This is a genomic window from Bacteroides salyersiae (assembly GCF_031172035.1).
GTDB classification, from domain to species: domain Bacteria; phylum Bacteroidota; class Bacteroidia; order Bacteroidales; family Bacteroidaceae; genus Bacteroides; species Bacteroides salyersiae.
Map to the genome: position 1 here is coordinate 3,126,543 of NZ_CP133452.1, position 25,998 is coordinate 3,152,540.

Annotated in this window: 19 protein-coding genes and 1 tRNA gene; 18 read left to right on the forward strand and 2 right to left on the reverse strand. The window is 39.1% G+C overall.

The window, feature by feature from the left end; all coding sequences use genetic code 11:
- Positions 1–155 precede the first annotated feature (155 nt).
- The 3 genes from RB604_RS11500 (at position 156) to RB604_RS11510 (ending at position 2,484) form a co-directional block, all read left to right on the forward strand.
- Positions 156–725, forward strand: a complete 570-nt coding sequence (locus tag RB604_RS11500; protein WP_007480256.1) for a Crp/Fnr family transcriptional regulator — start codon at positions 156–158, stop codon at positions 723–725.
- A gap of 115 nt (positions 726–840) precedes the next feature.
- Positions 841–1,983 (forward strand): acyltransferase family protein, encoded by a 1,143-nt coding sequence (locus RB604_RS11505; RefSeq protein WP_055295427.1) that lies wholly within the window; start codon positions 841–843, stop codon positions 1,981–1,983.
- Between the two features lie 12 nt (positions 1,984–1,995).
- On the forward strand, positions 1,996–2,484 hold the full coding sequence (locus RB604_RS11510) for a GNAT family N-acetyltransferase (protein ID WP_007480261.1): 489 nt from the start codon (positions 1,996–1,998) through the stop codon (positions 2,482–2,484).
- A 328-nt stretch (positions 2,485–2,812) separates the two neighbouring features.
- Here the strand turns inward: RB604_RS11510 and RB604_RS11515 are convergent, their stop codons facing one another.
- Positions 2,813–3,106, reverse strand: a complete 294-nt coding sequence (locus RB604_RS11515; RefSeq protein WP_005924121.1) for a DUF202 domain-containing protein — start codon at positions 3,104–3,106, stop codon at positions 2,813–2,815.
- 59 nt (positions 3,107–3,165) lie between these two features.
- A complete protein-coding gene (locus RB604_RS11520; protein ID WP_224202816.1) occupies positions 3,166–3,663 on the reverse strand; it encodes a YdcF family protein in 498 nt (165 codons plus the stop codon).
- Positions 3,664–3,932: 269 nt separating this feature from the next.
- Here RB604_RS11520 and RB604_RS11525 point away from each other — a divergent pair, with 269 nt between their 5' ends.
- From RB604_RS11525 to RB604_RS11595, 15 genes are all read left to right on the forward strand, one after another.
- A complete protein-coding gene (locus RB604_RS11525; RefSeq protein WP_007480265.1) occupies positions 3,933–5,573 on the forward strand; it encodes a M64 family metallopeptidase in 1,641 nt (546 codons plus the stop codon).
- Between the two features lie 891 nt (positions 5,574–6,464).
- A complete protein-coding gene (locus RB604_RS11530; protein WP_224202817.1) occupies positions 6,465–7,805 on the forward strand; it encodes a tetratricopeptide repeat protein in 1,341 nt (446 codons plus the stop codon).
- Between the two features lie 323 nt (positions 7,806–8,128).
- Complete coding sequence (locus RB604_RS11535; RefSeq protein WP_007480267.1) at positions 8,129–11,452, forward strand: SusC/RagA family TonB-linked outer membrane protein; 3,324 nt, start codon at positions 8,129–8,131, stop codon at positions 11,450–11,452.
- Between the two features lie 16 nt (positions 11,453–11,468).
- Positions 11,469–13,025, forward strand: a complete 1,557-nt coding sequence (locus RB604_RS11540; protein ID WP_007480269.1) for a RagB/SusD family nutrient uptake outer membrane protein — start codon at positions 11,469–11,471, stop codon at positions 13,023–13,025.
- 21 nt (positions 13,026–13,046) lie between these two features.
- On the forward strand, positions 13,047–13,934 hold the full coding sequence (locus tag RB604_RS11545; RefSeq protein ID WP_005924107.1) for a zinc-binding metallopeptidase: 888 nt from the start codon (positions 13,047–13,049) through the stop codon (positions 13,932–13,934).
- Between the two features lie 10 nt (positions 13,935–13,944).
- Positions 13,945–15,243, forward strand: a complete 1,299-nt coding sequence (locus RB604_RS11550; RefSeq protein ID WP_005924105.1) for a DUF4302 domain-containing protein — start codon at positions 13,945–13,947, stop codon at positions 15,241–15,243.
- A 90-nt stretch (positions 15,244–15,333) separates the two neighbouring features.
- On the forward strand, positions 15,334–16,581 hold the full coding sequence (locus RB604_RS11555) for a hypothetical protein (protein ID WP_007480272.1): 1,248 nt from the start codon (positions 15,334–15,336) through the stop codon (positions 16,579–16,581).
- Positions 16,574–18,694 (forward strand): M43 family zinc metalloprotease, encoded by a 2,121-nt coding sequence (locus RB604_RS11560; RefSeq protein WP_005924100.1) that lies wholly within the window; start codon positions 16,574–16,576, stop codon positions 18,692–18,694. Before RB604_RS11555 ends, RB604_RS11560 begins: the two co-directional genes overlap by 8 nt.
- A 178-nt stretch (positions 18,695–18,872) precedes the next feature.
- Positions 18,873–18,960: transfer RNA gene (locus tag RB604_RS11565), tRNA-Ser, on the forward strand.
- Positions 18,961–19,447: 487 nt separating this feature from the next.
- Positions 19,448–19,984, forward strand: coding sequence for an RNA polymerase sigma factor (locus tag RB604_RS11570; protein ID WP_005924097.1), 537 nt, complete (start codon positions 19,448–19,450; stop codon positions 19,982–19,984).
- A gap of 4 nt (positions 19,985–19,988) precedes the next feature.
- A complete protein-coding gene (locus RB604_RS11575; RefSeq protein WP_007480275.1) occupies positions 19,989–20,354 on the forward strand; it encodes a hypothetical protein in 366 nt (121 codons plus the stop codon).
- Positions 20,355–20,379: 25 nt separating this feature from the next.
- Entirely contained in the window at positions 20,380–20,922 is a 543-nt protein-coding gene (locus tag RB604_RS11580) for a hypothetical protein (protein ID WP_007480276.1), read from the forward strand.
- Between the two features lie 231 nt (positions 20,923–21,153).
- Positions 21,154–23,415 (forward strand): GH92 family glycosyl hydrolase, encoded by a 2,262-nt coding sequence (locus tag RB604_RS11585; protein WP_007480277.1) that lies wholly within the window; start codon positions 21,154–21,156, stop codon positions 23,413–23,415.
- A gap of 222 nt (positions 23,416–23,637) precedes the next feature.
- Positions 23,638–24,870, forward strand: a complete 1,233-nt coding sequence (locus tag RB604_RS11590; RefSeq protein ID WP_005924089.1) for a Cof-type HAD-IIB family hydrolase — start codon at positions 23,638–23,640, stop codon at positions 24,868–24,870.
- Complete coding sequence (locus RB604_RS11595) at positions 24,870–25,991, forward strand: isochorismate synthase (protein WP_005924087.1); 1,122 nt, start codon at positions 24,870–24,872, stop codon at positions 25,989–25,991. Before RB604_RS11590 ends, RB604_RS11595 begins: the two co-directional genes overlap by 1 nt.
- The last annotated feature ends 7 nt before the right edge of the window (positions 25,992–25,998 follow it).

Below are 25,998 nucleotides of genomic sequence, written 5' to 3' on the forward strand. Positions count from 1 at the left end.
ATAACTCCCTAACTTTTACAATAAATATTGAAGATCAATAAATTAAGAAAATAGCACCCGATTTTGCACCTGAAAATGTAAAGTTGGGTCTTTTTGTTTTATGTAGGGTTTTATTTCGATTAAAGGTTATATAGCTCTTAAATTCTTTTTGCTTTATGACGAATGTTATAGATAAGATAACTTCTTTGTATCCAATTTCCGATGATACCATACGCACGTTGAAAGAGAATGTGACTATTTGCCATTTTCCTAAAAAACATCTGTTGATAAAGGAAAATACGTTTTCCAGATCGGCTTATTTCATAGAAAAGGGAATAACCCGTTCTTTTTGGCTTGTAAATGGAGAGGAGATAACAACTTCCTTTTCATGGGAAGGAGGAATTGTCTTTAGCATGGATGAATTTTATTATAATAAATTGAGCGAAGAATTTGTAGAAACACTTGAAGAGGTTGTTGCGTATAAAATATCACTGTCTGATTTGAACAGGCTTTTTCAAACCAATATCGAATTGGCTAACTGGGGAAGAATTATTCATCAAGATGAATACAGGCGTTTGCACCGCTCTCATAAAGAACGACTTACGTTGCCGGCAAAAGAGAGATATGAAGAGTTTAAACAGCAGTTTCCTCAGATATATCAGCGAGTGAATTTAGGATATATTGCCTCTTATTTGGGAATAACGCTTTCAACGCTCAGTCGCCTTAGAGCTCAAAATAATATTTAAACCGATGATATTTTGTCATAGGACAAATTTTAGAGTTTTTAAGTTGTGTAACTTTGCAGCACATTATTAGTTAACCGTTAAATTAGGAATCAATCATTTAATTTATAAATTTATCATGCAAAAAAAATCTTCTACTGCACTTTTAGACACAAAACCACATTATGATCTTCTTGACGGACTGAGAGGAGTTGCTGCTGTTCTGGTAGTATGGTATCATATATTTGAAGCTTTTGCAACAAGCCCTATCGATCAGCGATTTAATCATGGATATTTGGCGGTCGATTTCTTTTTTATTCTGTCGGGGTTTGTTATCGGCTATGCTTATGATGATCGTTGGAAAGTGATGAAAACAAAAGATTTTTTCAAACGCAGATTAATCCGTTTACATCCGATGGTTGTGTTGGGAGCAGTTTTAGGTGCTATTACATTTTATATACAAGGTTCAGAGAAATGGGATGGAACACCGGTTTCCATGTCCATGGTGATGCTTGCCATGCTTATGGGGCTTTTCTTGATTCCGGCTGTACCGGGAACAGGTCCTGAGGTGCGGGGAAATGGTGAGATGTATCCTCTGAATGGGCCCAGTTGGTCTTTGTTTTTCGAGTATATCGGAAATATACTATACGCCCTGTTTCTTCGTCGGTTGCCTACAAAGGTACTTACGGTACTTGTCGGATTGGCGGGAATCGGATTGGCTTCATTTGCCATATTCAATTTTTCCGGTTATGGACATTTGGGTGTAGGATGGTCAATGGGAGATTATAATTTGATTGGAGGTTTCCTGCGCTTGTTGTTTTCCTTTTCTATCGGATTGTTGATGTCGCGCGTTTTCAAGCCGGTTAAGATAAAGGGGGCTTTTTGGATATGCAGTTTAGTACTTGCTGTTTTGTTTTCCATGCCTTATATTGGCGATGGTGAGTCCCCTTGGATGAATGGCGCCTATGATTCTGTATGTACCATCATTATTTTTCCACTACTTGTTTATCTGGGTGCTTCCGGAAAAACAACTGATAAGAAATCGGCCAAAATCTGTAAATTCTTAGGGGATATATCTTATCCGTTGTATATTGTACATTATCCTTTCATGTACCTGTTTTATGCTTGGGTATGGAGTAAGACATTTACATTCTCTCAGGCTTGGCCGATGGCTTTACTTGTATTCTTCGGAAGTATCATATTGGCTTATCTTTGCTTAAAACTGTATGATGAGCCGATAAGGAAATGGCTGAGTAAGAAGTTTTTGGTTAAAAAGAACTGAGAAAGAACCGTTATGATTAGACGCGTAGAGCTGAAAGATACTGGAGACATTACGGAAATTTATAATGAATATGTTGTAAATAGTATAGTTACTTTTGAGACGGAAGCTGTATCCGAGGCGGAAATGTATGTTCGCATATCTGAAATATCGTCGCATTATCCGTATTTTGTTTACGAAGTGGATGGGAGAGTTGTAGGATATTGTTACGCACATGCTTGGAAAGAACGGGCCGCATATAAATATACTTTGGAAACGGCTGTTTATCTGTCTCCGGAATATTCCGGAAAGGGCATTGGCAAGCAGTTGATGCAACGGTTGATTGGAGAATGTCGTAAGGAAGGTTATCACGCATTGATTGCTTGTATCACAGCTGGAAACGAAATAAGTAATTCTTTGCATCTACAACTTGGATTTAAGCCGGTATCTCATTTTGAAAAAGTAGGCATGAAGTTTGGGCGTTGGCTGGATGTATTCGATTATGAATTATTATTGCTTTCCTGAAAAAATAATGAATCTATGATTTTGTAGTTGTTTAATTGATAACTATAATCTGGTGTGTATGTTTGCAGAATAAAATCTTTTTGTTTTTTAATTTCGGCTCTTAATATACTAATGTGTTATATATCAACTATATGATGCTTATTTTATGGGGATAGGAATACTGTTTCTTTCTTTTATATAAAAACAATATTAATGCTCTGTTAAATCGTATCTTTTGCCGGCAAAGAATAGTATTCTTTGTACACAAGAAATGCATTTCTTGCGAAGCTGGAAATAATACTTGGAAAAGACAATTAACAATGTTAAAATAGAAATTATTTAAAACCTGCTATTTGGAAGATGTTTTTATATAACTTTTCAGATGTCTTCTCATTTGCATAAAACGGACAAATCCTAAAATAAATATGAATATACCGCAAATGATACATACCCATGCAAGACCGTCGAGTCGCGAAATATTTTCAATCTGGAAAATTCCGATTCCGGCAGTAAGCAGATAAAGGGAAGTACGGATATAAGAGAATAATGTCCGTTCGTTGGCTAACTTTGTTCTTTCGAGTGCCAGATGGTCACGAAGGATCAGCTTCTCGTTATTTTCAAAGTCATCGGTAAATTTTAGCATAATATGGATGGGAATTTTGACTTTACTGATTTGATTATACTGTTCATTTTATTGCATTCTCAATGATTGCCGAATCTGTTTTCTTCTATCGCTTTTATTGCATCTTGTTCGTGTTCAATCAATGACAACAATTCTTTTTCAGAAAGATTCGATTTGGCAGGCAAGAATAGGGTATGAGGATAGTTGATAATTCTGTCATGCAATAATTTAGCTCTTCGGATATGGAAATCGGAAGTGATGACGATTAGCATATCCGGTAGTTCTTTTTCAATGATCTCTTTTGAAATTTTAAAATCTTCATAAGTATTGGTAGATAAGATAAAAGGTAAAAAATCTTCTTCTCTCACTCCTTTTTTAATGAGTGCTTGCTTGGCATAATAGGCATGGGGCCGATTGGTCGTATTGAAATGCTGCCCGTATCCGCCGGTACAGAGGAAAGTCATGTGTTCATTATTTGCATATAAATTGTACGCACAGTCGATACGGTCTTGTGCCATTTGGCTTAATCTGCCTTGCTCGTCATTCGGAGCTCCGAGTAGAAGAATTATATATTTCATAAAAGGTTTGTTTTCATTTGCCGTCAATGACAGTTTAAATAATACTTTAGCTATATGCAAAGATAGTTAATAAAATAGTCAAAAACGAATCTGAGAATTATATAATAATGTATATCGGTACTCTGAATGCTGAAAATGATTGCTTGTGAAAAAGGAGTTTAGAAAGAGAGGATGATTATTTTGCTTCTTTTTGTGCTTATTTGTCTAAAAATATTCTATTATTTAAGATAATATCTTACTTTTGTGAAATGAAATAATACTCTGTTAATATGAAAGCAAATTCTTTCCTTTTATTTTTCCTGTATTTACTTTTTACGGTATCTTGTACTGAAAATGAGGTAGAACCCAGTTTCTCTATTGGAACTACGGAAGATATAGAAATCGCTCCGGAAGCAGGGGGACAAACCCAAATCAGCTTTACGAGTTCTCGCGAATGGCAGGCAAGTACTACTGCCGATTGGATTACGATTTCTCCGATGTCCGGTAATGCCGGTGCAGTAAGTATTACGGTTACTGCTAATAGTTTGAATGATAATGACTATACTCGGACAGCAACATTGACATTGACTTCCGGAACGCTGAGGAAAAATATAACTCTGAAACAGGAACCGATTATTCAATTAGAAAAGACGGCTTATAGTGTAGCTGCTGCCGGTGAGGTGTTGGAGATCCGGTTCTCTACAAGTATTGCCCAAGATGAATTGTTGATAGGTGCTTCAAAAGGTGCCGATGAATGGTTGACCCAACAACCGGATACACGGGCTTCTTCTTATATACTTCGTCTGAAGGCTTTACCGAATGCGGAATCTGCATCCCGTACTGCTTATATTTATTTTGTACAGGAGATCGATGGAAAGCAGAAAATTTTGAGGACCGTTACTATTACCCAACAGGGCGTATCGGCAGGGGAGTCTACCGATTATTCAGAAGATAAAAAAGTGCGCGTATTACAGACAGCGAGTATCGGGAAAGGCATTCCTATTGTTATAGTGGGGGATGGGTTTATCGATAAAGAGATTGCTGACGGAACCTATGACCAAGTGATGAACAAGGCTTTTGAAAATCTTTTTACGGAAGAACCTATACAGTCTCTTCGTAATTATTTTAATGTATATGCAGTGACGGCTGTTTCTGCTAATAACACTTTTGGAGACGGATATAGTACTGCTTTTAGTTGCGAATTGGAAGGTGGAAACAGTACGGGGATTTCCGGAGATGATGCTGCTTGTATGGAATATGCCCGATGTGTGAAGAATATCGATTTGGGAGAGACGTTGGTAGTGGTGGTATTAAATACTCCGGCTTATGCCGGTACTACCTATTTCGGATATTCTGAGGTCGGTAGCCGGGATTTTGTAGAGTTTGCAATTGCTTATTGTCCGGTTATTTATAATCTGGAGAGTGAAACATTCAGACAAGTACTTGTGCATGAAGCGATAGGGCATGGCTTTGGAAAGTTGCTGGATGAGTATGCTTATGAAGAACAAGGAAGAATACCGGTTTCGGAAATTAATAATACGAGAACCTTGCAAAGCTTTGGATGGGCGCAGAATGTCGATTTTACTGCTGAATGGAATGAAGTGCTTTGGTCTGCGTTTTTGAATGATGAGCGGTATACTTCCGATAATTTGGGAGTATTTGAAGGTGCCTGTACTTATATAAAAGGGGCTTATCGTCCTTCAGAAGAGAGTATGATGAGAAGTAACATACTGGGATTTAATGCACCTTCGCGCAAAGCGCTATACGACAGGACGATGAAGACAGCTACCGGGGCATCTAAGAGTACGTATGAAGAATTTGTCGAGTTTGATTTAAGGAATGGAGGACGGACACGCAGTACTGCCGTATATGCTGAGCCTGGTAAACCGTTTGCTCATCCGCGTTTTGTAAATAAGGCGCTGACAAAGTAATTTCGATTATTATGGGAGGGACTTCCGGTAGTGTGTGATTTCCTCCCGTAATACATCTCTTTTTTCATCAATAATTCAATCTTGATGGTAGAATTATTTTATGATGCTTTCCGTAGATAGGTGATTTCTTCATGAGTGAAGTTGTACCCACATAATTTTTTGATTCTCACTCAATATCAATGGTCATTATTCATTTGTAAGAGTATATATTCTTGTATTCTAAAAGTATATACTTCTACACTTCAAAAGTATATACTTTTAGTGCATAAAAGAGTATACTTTTGGAATCATATGTCTGCTTATGTCCGGAATGACCTTATACTTTGGGGGTAATATAACTGTCGTATTTCACCTATCTGTGATAATCATATTGTCTTGATCTACAAATTTAAGAATATTGTACTGATCAACTTTACATATTTGTAATAACAGATATGAATCTGTATATCTTCCGTGAAATAATTATGTTTTGAATGGATAATTGCTTTTTTTTGATAACTATACAGTTATTATACAGGATTAATCTATTTACTCTTTTTTTATTTTAGAATAAAAATGAATCTGTATACAAAATGCAGGAATCTCTAATATTTTGATCTTGTTAATATATAAAATTCGTTCGTTTTGCGAATATTATTATTAAATTTGCAAAAAAAAGACTTACTATTTCTGTTAGAAGGAGAATAATATTAGTGGGGTTATGTGTGTATGAAGTCGGTGAAGAAGATCGAATTTAGGATTTGTATAATAAGAATATGGTTAGTTCTGTTTTTGCTTTTGGGACAGAAAGTTTGGGCTGTGCCGTTAAGTGATATTTCGTTGAAGTTAATGTGTGATAGTCTTGCCGGGTTATTGGATTCCATTTCTTATTGTAATAACAATGGAGATTTGATGAGAGGAAGTACTTTCAATAAAGAGGCATGGGACTGTTATGAAAGTATTCCTGCAAAACAAAAGCAGAATAAAACAGTTAGAAATATCTATTATCAGTTACTCAGTACTTCGGCATGGAGTCAAGCGTTGACGAAGAATTACTCTCAGGCCGAGTATAATTATACAAGATTAGTGCAGGAATTGCCGGATAGCGCTTATCATAAGAGAGCTATGGCTTACATGGGGTTGTCTTCCACATACGGAATGCAAAAGATGTATGATTTATCAGAAAAATACGCATTGTATTCCCTGCATGAAGCCGAACAGATTGATGATACTGAAGCCATGTTTCATGCTCAGTCCAATTTGGGGGATATTTATGTGGAAACTGAGCAATATGCAAAAGCATTGGAGAAATATCTGGAGACTCGAAGATTATCTGTTATTTTAGAGAAGCATGAAGCTATCTCTACCGGAAATCTTGCTCTTGCATATTATCATCTGGGAAAAAAAGGATTAGCCGAGCAATATTTTATTGAAAGCCTTGCGATGTCTAAAGAGGAGGCTCCAGTAGTGTATTCTATTATTCTGACCGGGTATTGTGAGTTCTTAATTGATAATAAAGAATATGAAAAGGCTCGTTCACTCGTCATGGAGGCTATTAAGAGTTCTAAATATACGCAATTGGATGAGTATAATGTTAAATTCTTACGGATTCTCTCTGAATTGGAAGAGAAAGAACACTTTTCAATAAAGGGTTGTCTTTGGATAGTAACTTTATTATTATTGGTTTTTGTTTTCTGCAAATGGAGATCGGCTGTTAAAAAGCAGAAAGAAGTAATACGAGGCGTTGGAACAGAAATGGAGGTGGAAACTCCTTTGAGTGACAGTGATTCCAATGGAGAGAATGGTGAATCTTTGTCTGAATCGGGTAATGGAAATGATATGTTGTTGAAAACGATGGCTTTGACTGAGATAATGCCCCAGTTCTGGAAAATCGTGACACGTATTAAAAGTATGGCTGGAAGCAAATCGGATGTATTGAAAGGGATAAAGGAAATTGAAGATATATTGGGGTTTCTGACCCCAGAGAAGTTGGGAAAAGATTTTGCATTTTATGTGGAACAAGAAGCGCAGGACTTTTATAATAAATTGAAGAAGAAACATCCTGATTTGAGTATATTGGACTTACGCTTGTGCATATTAATAAAATTAGGTTTGAATACAAAGGAAATAGCCAACTTAACCAATAAGTCGGTACGAGGGGTAGAAAGCGGAAAATTTCGTTTAAAGAAGAAGCTTGATTTAGATACTTCAAAGGATATTTATGATTATTTATTGGAGATAGAACAAAGTTGATGATGAATTTCAAGATGTTCTTTTATGGATTTGACAGGCAAATCGTATCTCTTTTAATGAATAAAAACACACTTCCGGAAAGAACGAATATATATCGGAACGAGAATATAACTTGATTTTTTTTGAATCTATATAATGCTGTTTATTAAGTGATTATATCCCATGTGCGTAGTTTTGAAGTATATTCTATTATATTGAAAGTAGTTATAAATACAACAAAAATATTCTCGGGAAATCAGATGGGCTATATTTGCGTTCATTAACAGAAGAAGTCGTATAATTGACACTTTTTCTCTCTTTGAAAATGAACCAAAATAGTTAATATGAAAAAGAAACTACTGCTACTACTATGCTTTTGTTTGATGGGAGTTAATTTGATAGTGGCCCAAATTTCAAAAGTTACAGGTGTTATAACCTCAGCTGACGACGGTCAGCCCGTTATTGGTGCTTCCGTATTAATTAAGGATACGGGGATCGGTACAGTGACCGATATTGATGGTAAATTTGTTTTATCTAACATTCCGTCCAACGCAAAAAAAATCCAGATTTCATATGTGGGCATGAAACCACAGGAAGTGTCGATTAAGCCTAATTTGATAATAGTGCTTGAATCGGATAGTGAGATGATTGATGAAGTCGTGGTGACCGGTATGCAAAAAATGGACAAACGTCTTTTTACCGGTGCTTCAGATAAATTGTCGGGAGAAGCTACTAAGTTGGATGGTATCCCGGATATTAGCCGTGCTTTGGAAGGGCGTTCTGCCGGTGTTTCCGTACAGAATGTTTCCGGAACATTTGGTACTGCTCCCAAAATCCGTGTACGTGGAGCAACCTCTATTTATGGTAGCTCTAAGCCGTTGTGGGTAGTAGATGGAGTTATTATGGAGAATGTGACAGAAGTCAGCGCTGACGAACTTTCTTCCGGTGATGCGGAAACGTTGGTCAGTTCGGCTATTGCCGGTTTGAATGCCGATGATATTGAAAGTTTTCAGATATTGAAAGACGGTTCGGCTACTTCCATATATGGTGCCCGTGCAATGGCAGGTGTAATTGTGGTAACGACAAAGAAAGGTAAGTCCGGTATTAATAAGATCAGTTATACGGGAGAGTTTTCCATGCGTATGAAACCGAGTTACCGTAACTTCAATATTATGAACTCCCAAGAACAGATGGGAGTATATAAAGAAATGGAGGCCGGTGGTTATTTGAAATTTGCCGAATCTTATCGTGCGGCCAACAGTGGTGTTTATGGAAAAATGTATCATTTGATGAATACTTATGATCCGGTCACAGGACAATATATGCTTGCTAACAAGCCGGAAACAATGAACGCCTATCTGCGTGATGCCGAATACCGGAATACGGATTGGTTCGATCTTCTGTTTTCTAATAGTGTTTCTCAGAATCATGCAGTCAGCATGTCGACCGGTACTGATAAAGCTTCCTATTATACATCACTTAGTGTATTGAATGATCCGGGATGGTATTCTCAAAGTTCAGTTCAACGTTATACAGCCAACATGAATGCGCTATATAATATTTTTAAGAATTTTTCTTTGAATCTGATCGGTAATGTCTCTTATCGTAAACAAAAGGCTCCGGGAGCATTAGGCTCACAAACAGATCCTGTCAGTGGTGAGGTGAAACGTGATTTCGATATCAATCCGTATTCATTTGCTTTGAATACATCGCGTACATTGGATCCGGATGAATATTATGTACGCAATTATGCTCCATTCAATATTTTTCACGAATTGGAAAATAACTACATGGATTTGAATGTGGTTGATATGCGTTTTCAGGGTGAGGCGAGATGGAAAATTATTCCGAAAGTAGAAGTGTCGGCTTTGGGAGCTTACAAGTATTCTACCACAACCCAGACTCATTCGATAACGGATCATTCCAATCAGGCTTGGGCATTTCGTGCTATGGACGATGCGACTATGCGTAACGCCAATCCGTGGTTGTATACGGACCCGGATAATACAAATTCATTGCCGGTAAGCGTACTTCCTGTGGGAGGTTTTTATCGTGAAACGAAATACGGCATGAGTAGTTATGATTTTCGTGCTACTATGACTTACAATGATGTATACAAAGATGATCATATTTTGAATGTATTCGGTGGTATGGAATTGAATGGTACCGATCGTAGTAGGAGTTGGTTTAACGGTGTCGGTATGCAGTACGACATGGGAATGCTCTCTAATTATGATTATCGTTATTTTAAACAAGGAAATGAGGAAAATACCGCTTATTATACTGTGAGTCGTACGAAATCCCGTGAAGTATCATTTTTCGGTACAGCTACTTATTCATATCAAGGAAAATACACAATAAATGGAACGATGCGTTATGAAGGCTCTAATAAATTGGGAAGAAGCCGTTCAGCGCGTTGGTTACCTACATGGAACGTTTCGGGGGCATGGAATATGCATGAAGAAAGTTTTTTTGAATCATTACGCCCATCTCTCTCTAACTTTACACTGAAAGCGTCTTACTCTTTGACTGCTGACCGTGGCCCCGTTAACGTAACGAATTCTTTGGCTGTCATTATGGGGTATAATCCTTGGCGACCTTTATCGAGTGTCAATGAATCCGGATTGCAGATTACCGATTTGGAGAACAGTGAGTTGACCTATGAGAAGAAACATGAGTTGAATATTGGCGCAGAAGTGGGATTTTTGGAGAATCGGATTAATCTGGCGGTCGATTGGTATAAACGTAATAACTATGATTTGATCGGTTTAATAAATACCATGGGTGTAGGTGGCCAGGTTTCAAAATTAGCCAATGTAGCGAGTATGGAATCCCATGGAGTGGAATTTACTTTATCCACTCGTAATATAAGTACAAAGAATTTTAAATGGACTACGGACTTTATTTTTTCCAATGCAAAAAATAAAGTGACAGAATTGAAGTCGGATGCGAATGTCATGTCTATGATTTCGGGTAGTGGCTTTGCGTTGGAAGGGAATCCGGTACGTTCGTTATACTCTTTGAACTTCCAAGGGCTGAATAAAGAAGGTTTGCCGACTTTTATCAATGAGAAAGGTGAATTGACGGTAACGGATATTAATTTTCAAGAGCGTGAGAATAAGTCACATTTGGTATATGAAGGTTCAACGGATCCTACCATTACGGGTAGTTTTGGTAATATATTCTCTTACAAAGGCTTTAAATTGAATGTGTTCATGACTTATTCATTCGGTAATGTGATTCGTTTGGATCCGGTATTCCATAATGCTTATTCAGATTTGGATGCTACGCCAAGGGAGTTTAAAAATCGTTGGACGGTGGCTGGTGACGAAAAAATAACCACTGTTCCGGTCATTGCAGATTTGCGTCAGAACACGATGAATTCATATTTGAATAAGGCTTATAATGCCTATAATTATTCTACAGAACGTATTGCTAAGGGAGATTTTATTCGTATGAAAGAGATTTCGGTAACTTATGAATTTCCCAAGACAATGGTTTCCAAGTTGAGTTTGAGCAATTTGTCATTGAAGATACAGGGTACGAATTTATTCTTGCTGTATGCCGATAAGAAATTGAACGGGCAAGATCCTGAATTTTTCAATTCTGGAGGTGTAGCAGTTCCTGTTCCTAAACAATTTACATTGACATTGAGATTAGGTATTTAATAGATTGAAGATAATTATGAAAATAAATATATTATATATAGCGTTGAGTGGAGTTTTGGCATTGGCTTCCTGTAGTGATTTTCTCGATACTCTTCCGGACAATCGTACCGAAATAGACTCGGCAGACAAAATGGCCAAGTTGCTTGTTTCTGCTTATCCTACTACTACTTATATTATGTTGACGGAAATGTCATCGGATAATGCAATGGATAATGGTATCAGTTATGATTTGATAGGGCAGGAGCAAGAAGAAGCTTATCTGTGGAAAGATATAACCATTGAATCGAATGATTCTCCAAAAATGCTGTGGGATGCTCATTATAATGCCATAGCTGCTGCTAATCAGGTGCTTCAGAAAATAGAAGAAGCTGGGAATCCGGTTCATATGAATGCATATAAAGGAGAGGCATTGCTGTGTCGTGCCTATTCTCATTTCATTTTGGCAAATCTTTTCTGTGTGCATTATAATTCTGCTACCGCTTCTGCGGAGTTGGGTATTCCGTATGCTGTGAAACCGGAAACGGAAGTAAGACCATACTATGAGAGAGGTACGTTGGCTGAGACATATAAGCATATTCAGGAAGATTTGGAGGCGGGGTTGCCATTGATAAATGATGATCTGTATTCGGTTCCCAAATATCATTTCAACATAAAAGCTGCCTATGCATTTGCGGCCCGTTTTTATTTGTTTACCCAGCAATGGGATAAAGTGATTACTGCTGCCGACCGGGTACTCGGCAGTGTACCCAGCAAGGTGTTGCGTGATTGGAGCGCTATCACTAAATCGGCTTCAAAGGATGTGGCTAATGTATACAATGATCCGAAATTGGCTTGTAATTTGATGTTTTTACCTTCTTATTCGAACACTGGTTATGTATTGGGTTCTTACACATTGGGTGAACGTTACGGGCACGGTAATGATATTTTTACAAACGAAACTGTGGCAGCTTATTATAGTGATAATACCTGTCCTTGGGGCAAGTTGGCTATGCTAAATCAGATCAGTGCATTGGAAACCAAGAATAATTTCTTTAAGACTCAGATATATTTTGAATATATCGATAAAGAGAGCGGTGTCGGTTATGTACATTATTTAGATATACCTTTCAGAACAGACGAAACTCTTCTTTGTCGTGCAGAGGCCTATACGGTATTGGGTGGAGAAGAAAATGAGAATAAGGCGTTGGCTGATATCAATATGTGGATTAAGTCGCACAGTACGACTAAAACCTCTACCACTCTACGGGAAATCAACCGTTTCTATGATGGTATAGGTTACGCTTCTGCAGAGAATACTGAGCTACGCAGTATCAAAAAGCGTTTGAATCCTATTGGTTTTGCAATAGAAGAGGGTTCACAGCAAGAAAATATGCTTCAATTGATTCTTCATTTGCGTCGTATCGAATTGCTTCACGATGGTATGCGTTGGTTTGATTTGAAACGTTATGGTATTGAGTTTGCTCATAATCGTGACGGAAATTCGGATATCGTATTGAAGAAAGATGATCCGCGCCGCGCTTTCCAGTTGCCTCAGGATGTTATAAGTGCAGGTCTGCAAGCTAATCCAAGATAAAAAATAAAAAAGGAAAGAACTATGAAATATAATAAGTGGATATTTATTGTAACAGTAATGGCGGGAGTATTTCTTACTTCCTGCAATGAAGATGCATTGAGTGATAACAGCATTTTCGATACGGAAACTCCCGAAAGAAATGAATTTGATAATTGGCTTCTGACGGAATATGTAGATCCGTATAACATTAATTTTAAATATAGATTTGAGGATAAGGAATCCGACCAACAATATAATCTGGTACCGGCGGAGTATGGCAAGTCTGTGGCATTGGCCAAATTGGTAAAGTTTCTTTGGTTGCAATCTTATGAAGAATTGATGGACGACAACGGAGAATTTATTAAAACATATTGTCCGAAAATCATCACTTTGATTGGGTCGAAAGCCTATAATCCGGATTCTCATTCGGTTGTATTGGGAACCGCCGAAGGTGGGTTGAAAGTTGTATTATATAATGTAAATGAGTTGGATACGGAAAATCCGGATGTGGAAATACTGAATGAATGGTATTTTAAAACGATGCATCATGAATTTGCCCATATTTTGCATCAGACCAAGGATTATCCGATAGAATATAATGAAATTACAGTCGGAAAGTATACAGGTCCCAGTTGGACAAACTTGACTGAAGAAGAAGCTTTGGAGTTGGGTTTTATATCTAATTATGCCAGTACGGAACCTCAGGAAGACTTTGTAGAAATGATTGCCAATTATGTGACCCACAATGCACAATGGTGGAGAGAAAGAATGGACATGGCTGGTGATGGGAAAGAGGCCTTACAGCAAAAACTGGAGTTGGTGAAGGAGTATTTAGACCTTTCCTGGAACATCAGTCTGGACGAACTTCGTACTATTGTTCAGCGCCGTTCGGCCGAGATATCTTCCCTTGATTTAAGTAGTTTAAAATAAGATACGAATTATGAAAAGAATAAATTATATATTGTCTTTTTTTATTGCGTTCACTTTGATCGCTTGTTCGCCGGAGGAAAAGGATTTGTTTGACGACTCATCAGCCAATCGTATAGAAGCTTCTTTGGCACAGGTGAATGAGGTACTTTTAAGTGCAAAAAACGGATGGTTGATGAAATATTATCCTAATGCAAATCAAAAGTATGGGGGGTATAACTTGTTCCTGTATTTTTCTGCAGATGGAAAGGTGACGGCAGCCAGTGACGTAGCCGGGGTCGGTGAGAGAATGACAAGTTTATACTCATTGAAACAGTCGGCCGGTGCGGTATTGTCGTTTGATACTTATAATTCCATCATTCACTTTTTTGCCTCACCTGATAGTGGTGTGGGGAGTATAGGAACCGGTATGGAAGGTGACTACGACTTTACGGTTATGGAAGAATGTACTCCGGAAAAAGTTGTATTGAAAGGAACGAAATCCGGTTCATTGGCTGTTATGACTCCGGTAGCCGATGGAGTTGATTGGGATGAATATATAGAGAAGATTTTCAAGATGAATGATATCATGCAAGAATATCCTGCATTCATTTTTGAAGACGGTAGTTATTCACAGGATCTTACTGTTTCTTGGAACCGTTTGGTAATCACCCAAAAAGAGGATGATAATGTTGTATATACATATGCTCCCTTCGTGTTGACATCGGATGGGCTTGAATTTTATCAACCCTTTACGCTGAATGGTAAAACGTTTACTTCATTGGTTTATAAAGATGAGGGGGAAGATAGTTATCTGTATTCACCAGAATATCCGTCTGTACATTTTATACCGGATTATCCGTTGAACGCCATGTTTGTGAATAATGTATGGTATCTTTCATTTAGCGGTCTTGGTCCTGTCGGACAAGGGTTTTGGCAGGAAATTATAGATGCAAACAGTCCGGTCGGAGCTGAAAAGGTACAATATGTAGGATTTGAACCCTATGGGGAAGGCGTTTTAGATTATGTATGGTATACGAATGAGTCTGGATTTGGTTTTTCGGATGCACTGATGTACTATGAATTATCCGGTAAGGATAAAGTAATTATGGAGTACAGTGGATATATGGGTGGGGAGTATAAGAATTTTATTCCGGATGGTTATGCTACGTGGTGGAGTATCATGCTTTTCATGTCGAGAAAACAGACTTATACGATTACTGCGGTTGATGATCCGAGACGTCCGACTAAGATTAAGTTGACACAGGATGATCGTCCTACAAATACAATTATCCTATCCAAGGAACCGATACAGTATCCATTTATTAACTAACTATTTTATATATAATCTTCTGTCTCTACGATCGTAGTGGGGACAGAAGTATAAACTATTTTTCAGTATTAATTTATAAAACGAGGTATTATGAGGAAAACAGTACTACTATTGGGAATGGCATTGATAGCAAGCAGTGCTATGATGGGACAGGTTGTAAACCGGAATATGGCAGCGGCAATAACAAGTGAAAATGCTGAACTTGTTTTAGATTCTGTTGTGACAAAAACAAGGGAAGGCAAACCGAGTGCGAAAGTTGTGTACGGATACGATTCGGAAAAGCGCAAAGCATATGAAGTGTCTATCAGTTATAGTGAGTGGTCTACTCCGGCTTATGCACCTGCATATGGAGATTCGATTGAATATACGTATGACCAAGCAGGTCTTTTGTTAAAAGAGTCTACTTATCGTAATAATTCTTACGGTGGTACACCCGAATATCAATTGAACAGTTATATAGATTATGAATATAATGCGAAGGGGCAGTTGATAAAATCAACGACCTATCGGTATAATGACAATATTGAAGCTTTTGTAGATAATTCTATTAATGACTATGAATATCTGGAGGATGGGTCACTGAAAACGAAGATTGAATCGGCTCGTCCAGCCGGTGCTCCGTGGGAAACAGGGATTAAACCTATGGAAAAGAGTTCAAAAACAGAATATATGGAATTTGCCGGCATTGATTTGCCTAAAAAGGCAGAAAATTATTTTTATACAGCAGGAACAGACGGCGAAGAAGGTACTTGGAGGTTAAGTAATTATTCGGTACTCACTTATAATGATAAAAACCTGTTGGCAAAGAGAGAATTCTATAATCAGGATTACCAATCTGGAGATTGGAAATTATATTCGTGGGAATCGTATATTTATAATGATAATGGCCAGGTAACATATAAAGAATCTGCCGGACAAGATTACTCTACAGGTACAATAGAGGTAAATGCAAAAGTGACATATACTTACGATGCAAATAATAATCTGGAAAAAATAACAGGAGAAACCTATCAGTCGTATAAAAATGATTGGGTGCCTAACAACCCTATTACTTATTTTTACAGTCCTTTTGTTCCTACTTCTATACATAACACGGAAACATCACAAAAGACAGATGTATATTATAATATTTCTGCAAAAGAGATATGTGTACAAACGGAAGGTCTTATCAGTGCTGTTTTCATTCATTCTATTGCCGGTTTAGAGTTGATACGTGTGTCAGGATTGAATTCTAATCAGTATGCTTTGAATACAAGTAATTGGGAAGCCGGGTTGTATATTGTTACATTGATTGTTGATGGTAAGATTTATAATGAAAAAATATATATCTATGAATAAATTCTTCTCATATATATTCGCATGTGTAGCCTTGGCAAGTTTCTCGCTTGCCGAGGCTATTGCTGCTCCGACAGATGGAGGGACAAAGCCTTTGGCAGAAATCGGTTCTCATTGGAATTACTGGATTGCCAGAGAATATAGTTATGGATTCCGTAAATACAAAGTAACAGCACATGAACTTATAAAGGCTGCTGTGGATCGTAATGGAAACGGTCAGAAAGATGCCGACGAAGTTGAAGAGGAAATATTGGCGGCAAAAATAGAACTCTGGCGGTATGAAACAGGGCATAATATGTCGGAACAAGGAAAGGCAGTCAAAGAGAGTGGTACGTTTTATGCTTTTAGGGAAGGAAACAAATCATATATTCTTCGCGACGTGGATTTCACTGTTGGAGATATGCCTAAGAAATTCTGGTTTAAATGGATCGATATGGATGCAAAACCGGGAGATGCTTGGGTTATTACCCAGTTCGGGCAGGATGGTAATACGATTTACGACTGGGTGGAGGTCAGCTATAAGAAAGAATTGGATATTGATGGCAGAAAAGTTCCGGTCATTAAATTTGCTCCGACTTGTTATAGCCGTTACACCAAGCCGGAAGATTTTACTGCCCGTATTACACTGAATGGCTTTTTCAATATCGACTTTTGGGAGGTGTCTGGTAGCGGTGCTCCTACTCCTGCGGCCAATGGAGTGGTATACGCTCCGCAAATGTATGAAATGTCTGCCGGAATGTTGTGTGCCCAAGTGAATGGTATGTCATTGGTTACTCCCAATTTGGAGGAATATATGAAGAATAATAACCCTTCTATTTATGAAGATTACGATGATGGTTACTGTGAGTTACTGCAGGCTCCGGAACCTTCTGTTGCCAGAAGTATGAATATGGCAAGTCCGGTTCATATGTCAGACAGTGCGGCGTTTACCGTATCGCCTAAAACCAGAGTAATGTCTCAGCCCATTGCGTCATTAAGTGAGAATGAAGTAATCAAATTGCCGGTAGTAGTGCACGTTGTATACAATCCGAATACTCCGTCAAAGTCTATTACGGAAGCGCAAGCACAAAAAATGATTGATGAGTTGAATAAAGCGTATGGCTCGACTAATGATGCGAGTGTGCGTGAGCAATTTAAAGGTGTAATAGGTAACCCGCATATCCAGTTTGAATTGGCAAAAGTCGATCCGTCGGGGAATGCGACTACCGGGGTGGTTTTCTATCAGACAAAAGAAAATGCTTACCTGTTGGAGGGAACGACGATTTGGGAGAAATATGCTTATAAGTTTAATGATGACTTGTCTCCCCGTAATTGGGATCACAAACGCTATATCAATATTTATGTCGTTGATTTGGGAGGTTGGAATGAACTGAGCACGGTAGGGGGATTTGTTACTAACCCTGAGTCCGGTTCGGCATATCAGGATTATCTGAATTGGGTAGAAAAACAGGATATGACGTTCTGGCAGAACTGGCTTGACTCAGAGGAAGGTTCTATGTTGGATGGTCTGACGGTGGATGTTTATTATACTTTTGGAGGTAAAAATGAAATAAATGATAGAGCGACTTTCAAGACAGCCATTCATGAGTTAGGACACTATTTCGGATTACGTCATCCCAATATTGTCCTTGTAGAAAAAAATGGCATTTACGTTCCGATGGATGATGGATTTGAGGATACTCCATATACTCAGTTTACACAGTATGCTGTGCTTGGTTGTGAAGAACCGGTTTACCAATGCGGACATCTGGTACAGACAGAGAATTATATGGATTATGCTTTGGACTGCGCTTGCATGTTTACAAAAGAACAAGCTGCGTTTATGCGGAAATTTGTACAGGAAACTCGTCCTAATTTAAATTCTACTACAGGGCTGGCTGCTGCTACACAAAATGAAATTAAGGTTTCTCCTACAGTGGCTCGTAAAGAAGTTTTCATAGAAGGAAATTTCACATCAGCACATTTGTTTAATCTGGAAGGGGTTGAAGTCGTCTCGATAGAGGATAATCAGCGAGCTGTTCCGGTTGAGGGTTTAACGCCGGGTATGTATATCTTGCAAGTACATACAGTTTCAAAAGAAATTTGCAAATTTAAGATTATCGTACTTGGGAATTAATTGAGTTGTCCTTAGCAATTAATTGAATTTTCTTTTAGGTACAACATGGTTTATACTCCTTATTTTAGTTTCGTCGGCAGGAGAAATACAATCTTTCTGCTGATAGAGAATTAAAATAAGGAGTATTTTATTGCGAATCTCAAAAATAACCATTACTTTTGCCGCCCGATAACCATAAGGAGAGGTGCTCGAGTGGTTGAAGAGGCACGCCTGGAAAGCGTGTATACCCCTAAAGGGTATCACGAGTTCGAATCTCGTTCTCTCCGCAATAATGAAAGGATCCCCGTAATGCATACCGGCATTACGGGGATTTTTATTGCTCAATTGATATATTATCTGTTTTTATCCCTACCCCCTTCCGCTTTCCTTTGCTCATCGTGCTTTGCGTGCGTAAGAGCTATCTTTTGATAGCTGTCAACGGTAAATTTCTCTTGATTGAAAAGAAAAACTCCGGGTATGATTTGCTTTCTTTGGATCTCTTGGTCTTTTGTACCCCCTTACGCTCTGTAATGTCCATTGGAAAGGCGTTTGCGATATATCGTAAGGGGGTGTGATAAAAACTCTCTGTTCTTTTACAGATTCACACGGATCGAATGTTCGAAGTGTTGGATTCGGGTATTCAGTTTGTGTGAATCGGAATTTAGGGAATGTCTATAGATCACAAGTGGAGTTAAGAAATATGAAAACAGACTTTCCTCCTTTTAACTTTCCTCTTTGTTTGAGTTCTAACCTAATAAAGCTCAGAAAATACAAATGATAAACGAAAATAAAATTCGGGAGGTTTGTGCTTCCGATCCGGACCGGGGATTTCGAATGCTGGTAGACAGTTTTCAAGAACCGATATACTGGCACATACGGCGTCTTGTCGTGTCTCACGAAGATGCGGAAGATATTATTCAGGAGGTGTTTATTCGTGTTTTCCGGCATTTGAAACAGTTTCGTGAAGAGAGTTCGCTCGCTACATGGATTTATAAGATAGCCACTAACGAAAGCCTTCGTTTTCTGAAAAGCCGTAAGGCAGAGGTGGTTTCTGCCGAAGAGATACAGGAGGAATTGCTTGATAAGTTGAAAACTTCCGATTATGTAGACTATGATAATGAATTAGCCGTAAAATTTCAAACGGCTGTTTTGAAATTACCTGAGAAACAACGGATTGTATTCAATCTCCGTTATTACGACGAACTGGATTATGAGGCTATCAGTCAGATAACGGGTGATCGGGTGGAAACGCTCAAAGTGAATTATCACTATGCAAAAGAGAAAATAAAGGAGTACATTGTAAATAATTAGAGTTATGAACAAAGAGTTTGATTTTGATGATATCGGAAAACGAATACCTTATAGAACGCCTGAAACTTTTTTTGAACACAATCGGCGTGAAATATTAAAGCATACGTGTGGGGAAGAACGTCATGAGAGAAACCGGTTTCGTGTCATTGTTCCGGCTATACTTGTTGTAGCTGCATTGTTGGTCGGGATTTTATTTATGCCGTTTTCTCATGAGAAAAGCGACATATCCGATGTGTCATCTGCTTTTATACTGATGGCAGGAACGGAATCGGGGAATTCCGAAGCGATGGATAATTTTATTGAAAGTTTGTCGGATGAAGAACTTCAGGAACTGGCCGAACTTTCGGAAACGGATATATTTTTATTTTAATGAATCATTTAAAAAAGGAGAACGAATGATGAAAACAAAGATTATTTTTATGCTTGTGGCTATCTTTGCAATGTATAGCCAATCCGCTTTTTCACAAGAAAGAAAGCGTCCGGACAGAGAAAAAATTCAAGCTATGCAATGCAACCAAGTGGTGAAAGCCCTACTGCTTGACGATGCTACTGCTGCCAAGTTTACACCTGTCTATATGCAATATCTTAAGGAGTTGAGTGAAAGTCGTATCAGCAATTCGAGAAAGCCGAAAGCAAAGGAGGTAGCAACACCGGAAAATATACAAAAAACGGAACCGAAGTCAATCCCTACGGATGCCGAAGTGGAAAAAGCTATAAAAGACCGGTTTGCACAGAGCCGTAAAATATTGGATATACGTGAAAAGTATTATAATGAATTCCGTAAAATACTTTCTCCCAAGCAAATCATGAAGATTTATCAATTGGAAAAGGGGAATGCCCGTAAGTTTCAGAATGAATGGAAAAAAAGGCAGGGTCAAAAGCCGGGACAACGTCCTGAAGCTAAAAAAGGAAATATGCATCGTAACCATAATAGGTAGTGGAAATAAGTTTGTTTGATTAAAGTGACCCGGATGGATGCAGGCGGATAATTTACTCCGACCGATCCGGGTTCTTTCTTAAATAATAGTTACTTATTATCGTTTTTTTGTTACTTTTGTCACTTTAGTTATTAGTGTTTTTGCTTTCTCGGTTGTATTATATAATAAGAGGATGCACTTTTGCTTTCTTAAACTAATATACATTGAAACATTTCAAAAAAACGAATAGATATGAAACTTATTTCTGCACTAATCGGATGCTCTTTGTTACTGGGAATGGGCGCTTGTACTCAGACATCCACATCACAAGATTACACGAATTTCGTAAATCCATTTATTGGAACCGGAGGACATGGACATACCTATCCGGGGGTAGTTGTTCCTAATGGTATGATTCAGCCCAGCCCCGATACGCGTATTTATCAGTGGGACGCTTGTTCCGGCTATTATTACGATGATGCTACTATCAATGGCTTTTCTCATACACACCTTAGCGGTACAGGCTGTGGTGACTATGGCGACGTCTTGTTGATGCCTACGGTGGGTGAACAGGATTATCACGCCATGGGAACGGAAAGCCAGCAAATGGCATATGCATCTGCTTTTTCTCATCAGAATGAAGAAGCGCAACCGGGATATTATTCGGTTATGCTCGATCGCTATCAGGTGAAAGCCGAGCTTACTGCCACCAAGCGTGCGGCCATTCACCGTTATACTTTCCCGGAATCGGCTGAAGCCGGATTTATCTTGGATTTTGATTATAGTTTGCAACGCCAGAAAAATGAAGAGATGGAGTTGGAGGTGATCAGTGATACAGAAATCCGTGGACGTAAAAAAACAGTTTACTGGGCTTTTGACCAATATATTAATTTCTACGCAAAGTTTTCCAAGCCGTTTACTTATACAATGGTAACCGACTCAATGGCTCTTGACGAGGGTGGCCCGTTGCTGCCTACTGCAAAAGTATTGCTTCACTTCAATACAAAAGCCAATGAGGAGGTATATGTAAAAGTCGGCATTTCTGCTGTCGATATGGAAGGGGCGCGTAAGAATGTAGAAGCAGAAATTCCGGAATGGGATTTTGAAGGTGTTCGTAACGCAGCCCGTGCATCATGGAATAATTATCTTTCAAAAATAGATATCGATACAGATGATAAAGATCAGAAGATCATGTTCTATACGGCTCTTTATCATACCGGCATGCAACCTAATCTTTTTACAGATGTAGACGGCCGTTATCTGGGGATGGACTTAAAAACTCATCAGGGAGACGTGAATGAGCCGATGTATACCATATTCTCTTTGTGGGATACTTTCCGTGCCTATCATCCGCTGATGACAATTATCGATCCGGATCTGAATGAAGCATTTATCCGTTCTCTTATTCAGAAACATCGTGAAGGCGGTGTGTTCCCGATGTGGGAGTTGGCCGGAAACTATACCGGTACGATGATCGGATATCATGCGGTGCCTGTGGTGGTAGACGCTTATATGAAAGGATATCGTGATTTTGATGTCAATGAAGCCTATAAGGCTTGTTTGCGGGTGGCAGAGTACGATACGACCGGAATTAAATGCCCTCCGTTGGTATTGCCTCATTTGATGCCGCAGGCTAAGTACTGGAAGAATAAGATCGGTTATGTGCCTTGTGATAAGGACAACGAAGCGGTTGCCAAAGCATTGGAATATGCATATAATGATTGGTGTATCTCTGTGTTTGCCGAAAGCCTTGGAGATGTTGCCAATCACGACAAATATGCGAAGTTTGCCGAAGGATATAAAACTTATTTTGATCCGACTACCCGTTTTATGCGCGGGCTGGATAGCGAGGGTAACTGGCGTACACCTTTCAGTCCCCGTTCGTCTACACACCGCAGCGATGATTATTGTGAGGGAACTGCTTGGCAGTGGACTTGGTTTGTTCCTCATCAGATTGACGGATTAGTGGAATTGATGGGTGGTCGTGAGGGCTTTATCAACAAGCTCGACTCGCTCTTTACTGCTGACTCTTCACTGGAAGGCGAGATGACTTCTGCCGATATTTCCGGGTTAATCGGTCAGTATGCACATGGTAATGAACCGAGCCATCACATTATCCATATGTACAACTATGTAGACCAACCTTACAAAACACAGGAATTGGTAGACAGTGTATTGCACACGCTGTATTTCAATGATCCGAATGGCCTGTCGGGCAATGAAGATTGTGGGCAGATGTCTGCATGGTATATTCTCAATGCAATGGGATTCTATCAGGTATGTCCCGGTAATCCGGTATATTCGATAGGGCGTCCGCTGTTTAATAAAGCTACGGTCAATCTGAAAGATGGAAAGAAATTCACAGTGATAGCTAAAAATAATAGCCGTGAGAATAAATATATTCAGTCTATGGTATTGAATGGAAAGGCTTTGGATAAACCGTTCTTTACTCATCAGGATATTGTAAATGGAGGCACATTGGAATTGACAATGGGCGATCAGATTAAAAAGTAAATATTGAAAATAAAAGAAAACTGCGCGGTAGGTTGGTAAAACAATTGTCGCGCAGTTTTTTTATATGGGTTTGTACTGTTTTTGTGATATATCTATCTCAGACTTATATCTACCTTTTCGTCTTTCTAAATTTGTAACGGCAAAGCTTTTTTAATTTTTAATTCTCATTTTTTAATTTAATAATCCTACCTTTGCTGTCAAGAACCTCAAAACCGATAAGTCATGAAGTACAAATTATTAGTTCTTGATGTAGACGGAACATTGCTGAATAGTGAAAAAGAAATAAGTAAACGTACACTGGCTGCCTTATTGAAAGTACAGCAGATGGGAGTACGTATTGTATTGGCCTCCGGCAGACCGACATATGGTCTGATGCCTTTGGCTAAGACATTGGAACTTGGAAATTATGGAGGCTTTATTCTGTCTTATAATGGTGGCCAGATTATCAATGCACAGAATGGCGAACTGCTGTTTGAACGCAGAATAAATCCCGAAATGTTGCCTTATCTGGAAAAGAAAGCCCGTAAGAACGGTTTTGCTATCTTTACCTATCACGATGATACGATTATTACCGATTCACCCGAAAACGAACACATACGCAAGGAAGCGCAGCTTAACGGTTTGAAGATAATTGTGGAACCCGAATTTTCTATTGCAGTGGATTTTGCACCTTGCAAGTGTATGCTGGTCAGTGACGACGAGGAGGCCTTGATAGGGCTTGAAGAGCATTGGCGCAAAAGATTGAATGGGGCATTGGATGTATTTCGTTCGGAACCTTATTTCCTTGAAGTAGTACCTTGTTCAATTGATAAAGCAAATACATTGGGCGCTTTACTCGAGAAACTGGATGTTAGTTCGGAAGAAGTGATTGCTATTGGCGATGGAGTTTGCGATGTTTCGATGATACAATCTGCCGGGCTGGGGGTTGCAATGGGAAATGCGCAGGATTCTGTAAAGGTTTGTGCCGACCGGATTACTGCCTCCAATGATGAAGACGGGGTAGCGGAAGCGGTGGAAAAAGCAATACTTGCTGAGATTCGTCCGGCAGAAGTTCCTTTGGATCAGCTGAATCAACGTGCCCGTCATGCTTTGATGGGAAATTTGGGAATTCAATATACCTATGCTTCCGAAGATAGAGTGGAAGCTACCATGCCGGTAGACGAACGTACCCGCCAGCCTTTTGGTATTCTACACGGAGGGGCTACTTTGGCACTGGCTGAAACAGTTGCCGGATTGGGATCGATGATACTTTGTAAACCCGACGAGATAGTGGTGGGTATGCAAGTCAGTGGAAATCATATCTCTTCTGCTCATGAAGGAGATACTGTTCGTGCGGTGGCTTCTATTGTTCATAAAGGGCGTTCGTCACACGTATGGAATGTGGATGTATTTACTTCGACTGCCAAACTGGTATCTTCGATACGGGTGGTTAACAGTATTTTGAAAAAAGGATGATGGACACGTTAGAACAAGATATTTGTGCCGGAATAGACCGGTTTATAAAACTTCAGATTCCTTTTGCCATTTATCGTATTCCGGGAGAAAATGTGGTTCATTTCGTGTCGAAAGATCCTGGAGACTCTTGCGTCTTGCTATATGATATTGAAGAGTTGAACGGGCAGGCCGGGTTTGTGATTGCCCCTTTTAACGTAGGGCCGACTACACCGATCGTGTTGTTGAGGCCGGAAAGAGAAATGGTTGTGGACTTTGATCCTGCTTTGAAATGCCCGGGCGGAATACAACCGGATGTTTATCGGCAGATGCTTAATAATCAGGTAGTATCGCTGCAAGACGGATCGTCTACGGAAGGGTATGCCGGCCGTTTTGATGTTTTTATGGATGCTTTGAAAAAAAAGGAATTTAATAAGTTGGTACTTTCTCGTAGCCAGAAAGTGAATGTACCGCTTCTTTTTTCTCCCGCTACTGCATTTTATGAAGCATGTAGAAGGTATATTTATTCGTATGTGTATTTTTGCTATACTCCACATACAGGGGCGTGGTTGGGGAGCACTCCGGAAATAATTCTTTCCGGAGAAAGGAATAAATGGAATACGGTGGCTCTGGCAGGTACACAATCCTTACAGAATGGGGAACTGCCGCGAGAGTGGGATGACAAGAATCGGGAGGAACAGGAGTATGTTGCCTCTTATATCCGGAGTCAGTTGTTATCTTTGGGTATACAGCCTGCAGAATTCGGTCCTTATCCGGCTTTTGCCGGAGCGTTGTCTCATCTGAAAACCGATTTTCATTTCTCATTGCCGGATAATGACAGTTTGGGAGATTTACTTAAACTGCTACATCCTACACCTGCGGTTTGCGGGCTTCCCAAAGAAAAAGCTTATCAGTTTATCCTGGATCATGAGGATCATGAACGGCGCTATTATTCAGGATTTATCGGTATGTTGAATCCGGATGGGAAGACAGATTTGTATGTCAATTTGAGATGTATGAATATAACATCGGAGGTATTGACTCTTTATGCCGGTGGTGGATTGCTTGCTTCATCCGAATTGGAAGATGAGTGGCAAGAGACAGAAAAGAAAATGCGAACGATGAAGAATCTAATAATGTGTTGAATATGCT

Bases quoted from the DNA above. Each gene is read 5' to 3' on its own strand.
- RB604_RS11500 (WP_007480256.1), top strand. From the start codon at position 156: ATGACGAATGTTATAGATAAGATAACTTCTTTGTATCCAATTTCCGAT.
- RB604_RS11505 (WP_055295427.1), top strand. From the start codon at position 841: ATGCAAAAAAAATCTTCTACTGCACTTTTAGACACAAAACCACATTAT.
- RB604_RS11510 (WP_007480261.1), top strand. From the start codon at position 1,996: ATGATTAGACGCGTAGAGCTGAAAGATACTGGAGACATTACGGAAATT.
- RB604_RS11515 (WP_005924121.1), bottom strand. From the start codon at position 3,106: ATGCTAAAATTTACCGATGACTTTGAAAATAACGAGAAGCTGATCCTT.
- RB604_RS11520 (WP_224202816.1), bottom strand. From the start codon at position 3,663: ATGAAATATATAATTCTTCTACTCGGAGCTCCGAATGACGAGCAAGGC.
- RB604_RS11525 (WP_007480265.1), top strand. From the start codon at position 3,933: ATGAAAGCAAATTCTTTCCTTTTATTTTTCCTGTATTTACTTTTTACG.
- RB604_RS11530 (WP_224202817.1), top strand. From the start codon at position 6,465: ATGAGAGGAAGTACTTTCAATAAAGAGGCATGGGACTGTTATGAAAGT.
- RB604_RS11535 (WP_007480267.1), top strand. From the start codon at position 8,129: ATGAAAAAGAAACTACTGCTACTACTATGCTTTTGTTTGATGGGAGTT.
- RB604_RS11540 (WP_007480269.1), top strand. From the start codon at position 11,469: ATGAAAATAAATATATTATATATAGCGTTGAGTGGAGTTTTGGCATTG.
- RB604_RS11545 (WP_005924107.1), top strand. From the start codon at position 13,047: ATGAAATATAATAAGTGGATATTTATTGTAACAGTAATGGCGGGAGTA.
- RB604_RS11550 (WP_005924105.1), top strand. From the start codon at position 13,945: ATGAAAAGAATAAATTATATATTGTCTTTTTTTATTGCGTTCACTTTG.
- RB604_RS11555 (WP_007480272.1), top strand. From the start codon at position 15,334: ATGAGGAAAACAGTACTACTATTGGGAATGGCATTGATAGCAAGCAGT.
- RB604_RS11560 (WP_005924100.1), top strand. From the start codon at position 16,574: ATGAATAAATTCTTCTCATATATATTCGCATGTGTAGCCTTGGCAAGT.
- RB604_RS11570 (WP_005924097.1), top strand. From the start codon at position 19,448: ATGATAAACGAAAATAAAATTCGGGAGGTTTGTGCTTCCGATCCGGAC.
- RB604_RS11575 (WP_007480275.1), top strand. From the start codon at position 19,989: ATGAACAAAGAGTTTGATTTTGATGATATCGGAAAACGAATACCTTAT.
- RB604_RS11580 (WP_007480276.1), top strand. From the start codon at position 20,380: ATGATGAAAACAAAGATTATTTTTATGCTTGTGGCTATCTTTGCAATG.
- RB604_RS11585 (WP_007480277.1), top strand. From the start codon at position 21,154: ATGAAACTTATTTCTGCACTAATCGGATGCTCTTTGTTACTGGGAATG.
- RB604_RS11590 (WP_005924089.1), top strand. From the start codon at position 23,638: ATGAAGTACAAATTATTAGTTCTTGATGTAGACGGAACATTGCTGAAT.
- RB604_RS11595 (WP_005924087.1), top strand. From the start codon at position 24,870: ATGGACACGTTAGAACAAGATATTTGTGCCGGAATAGACCGGTTTATA.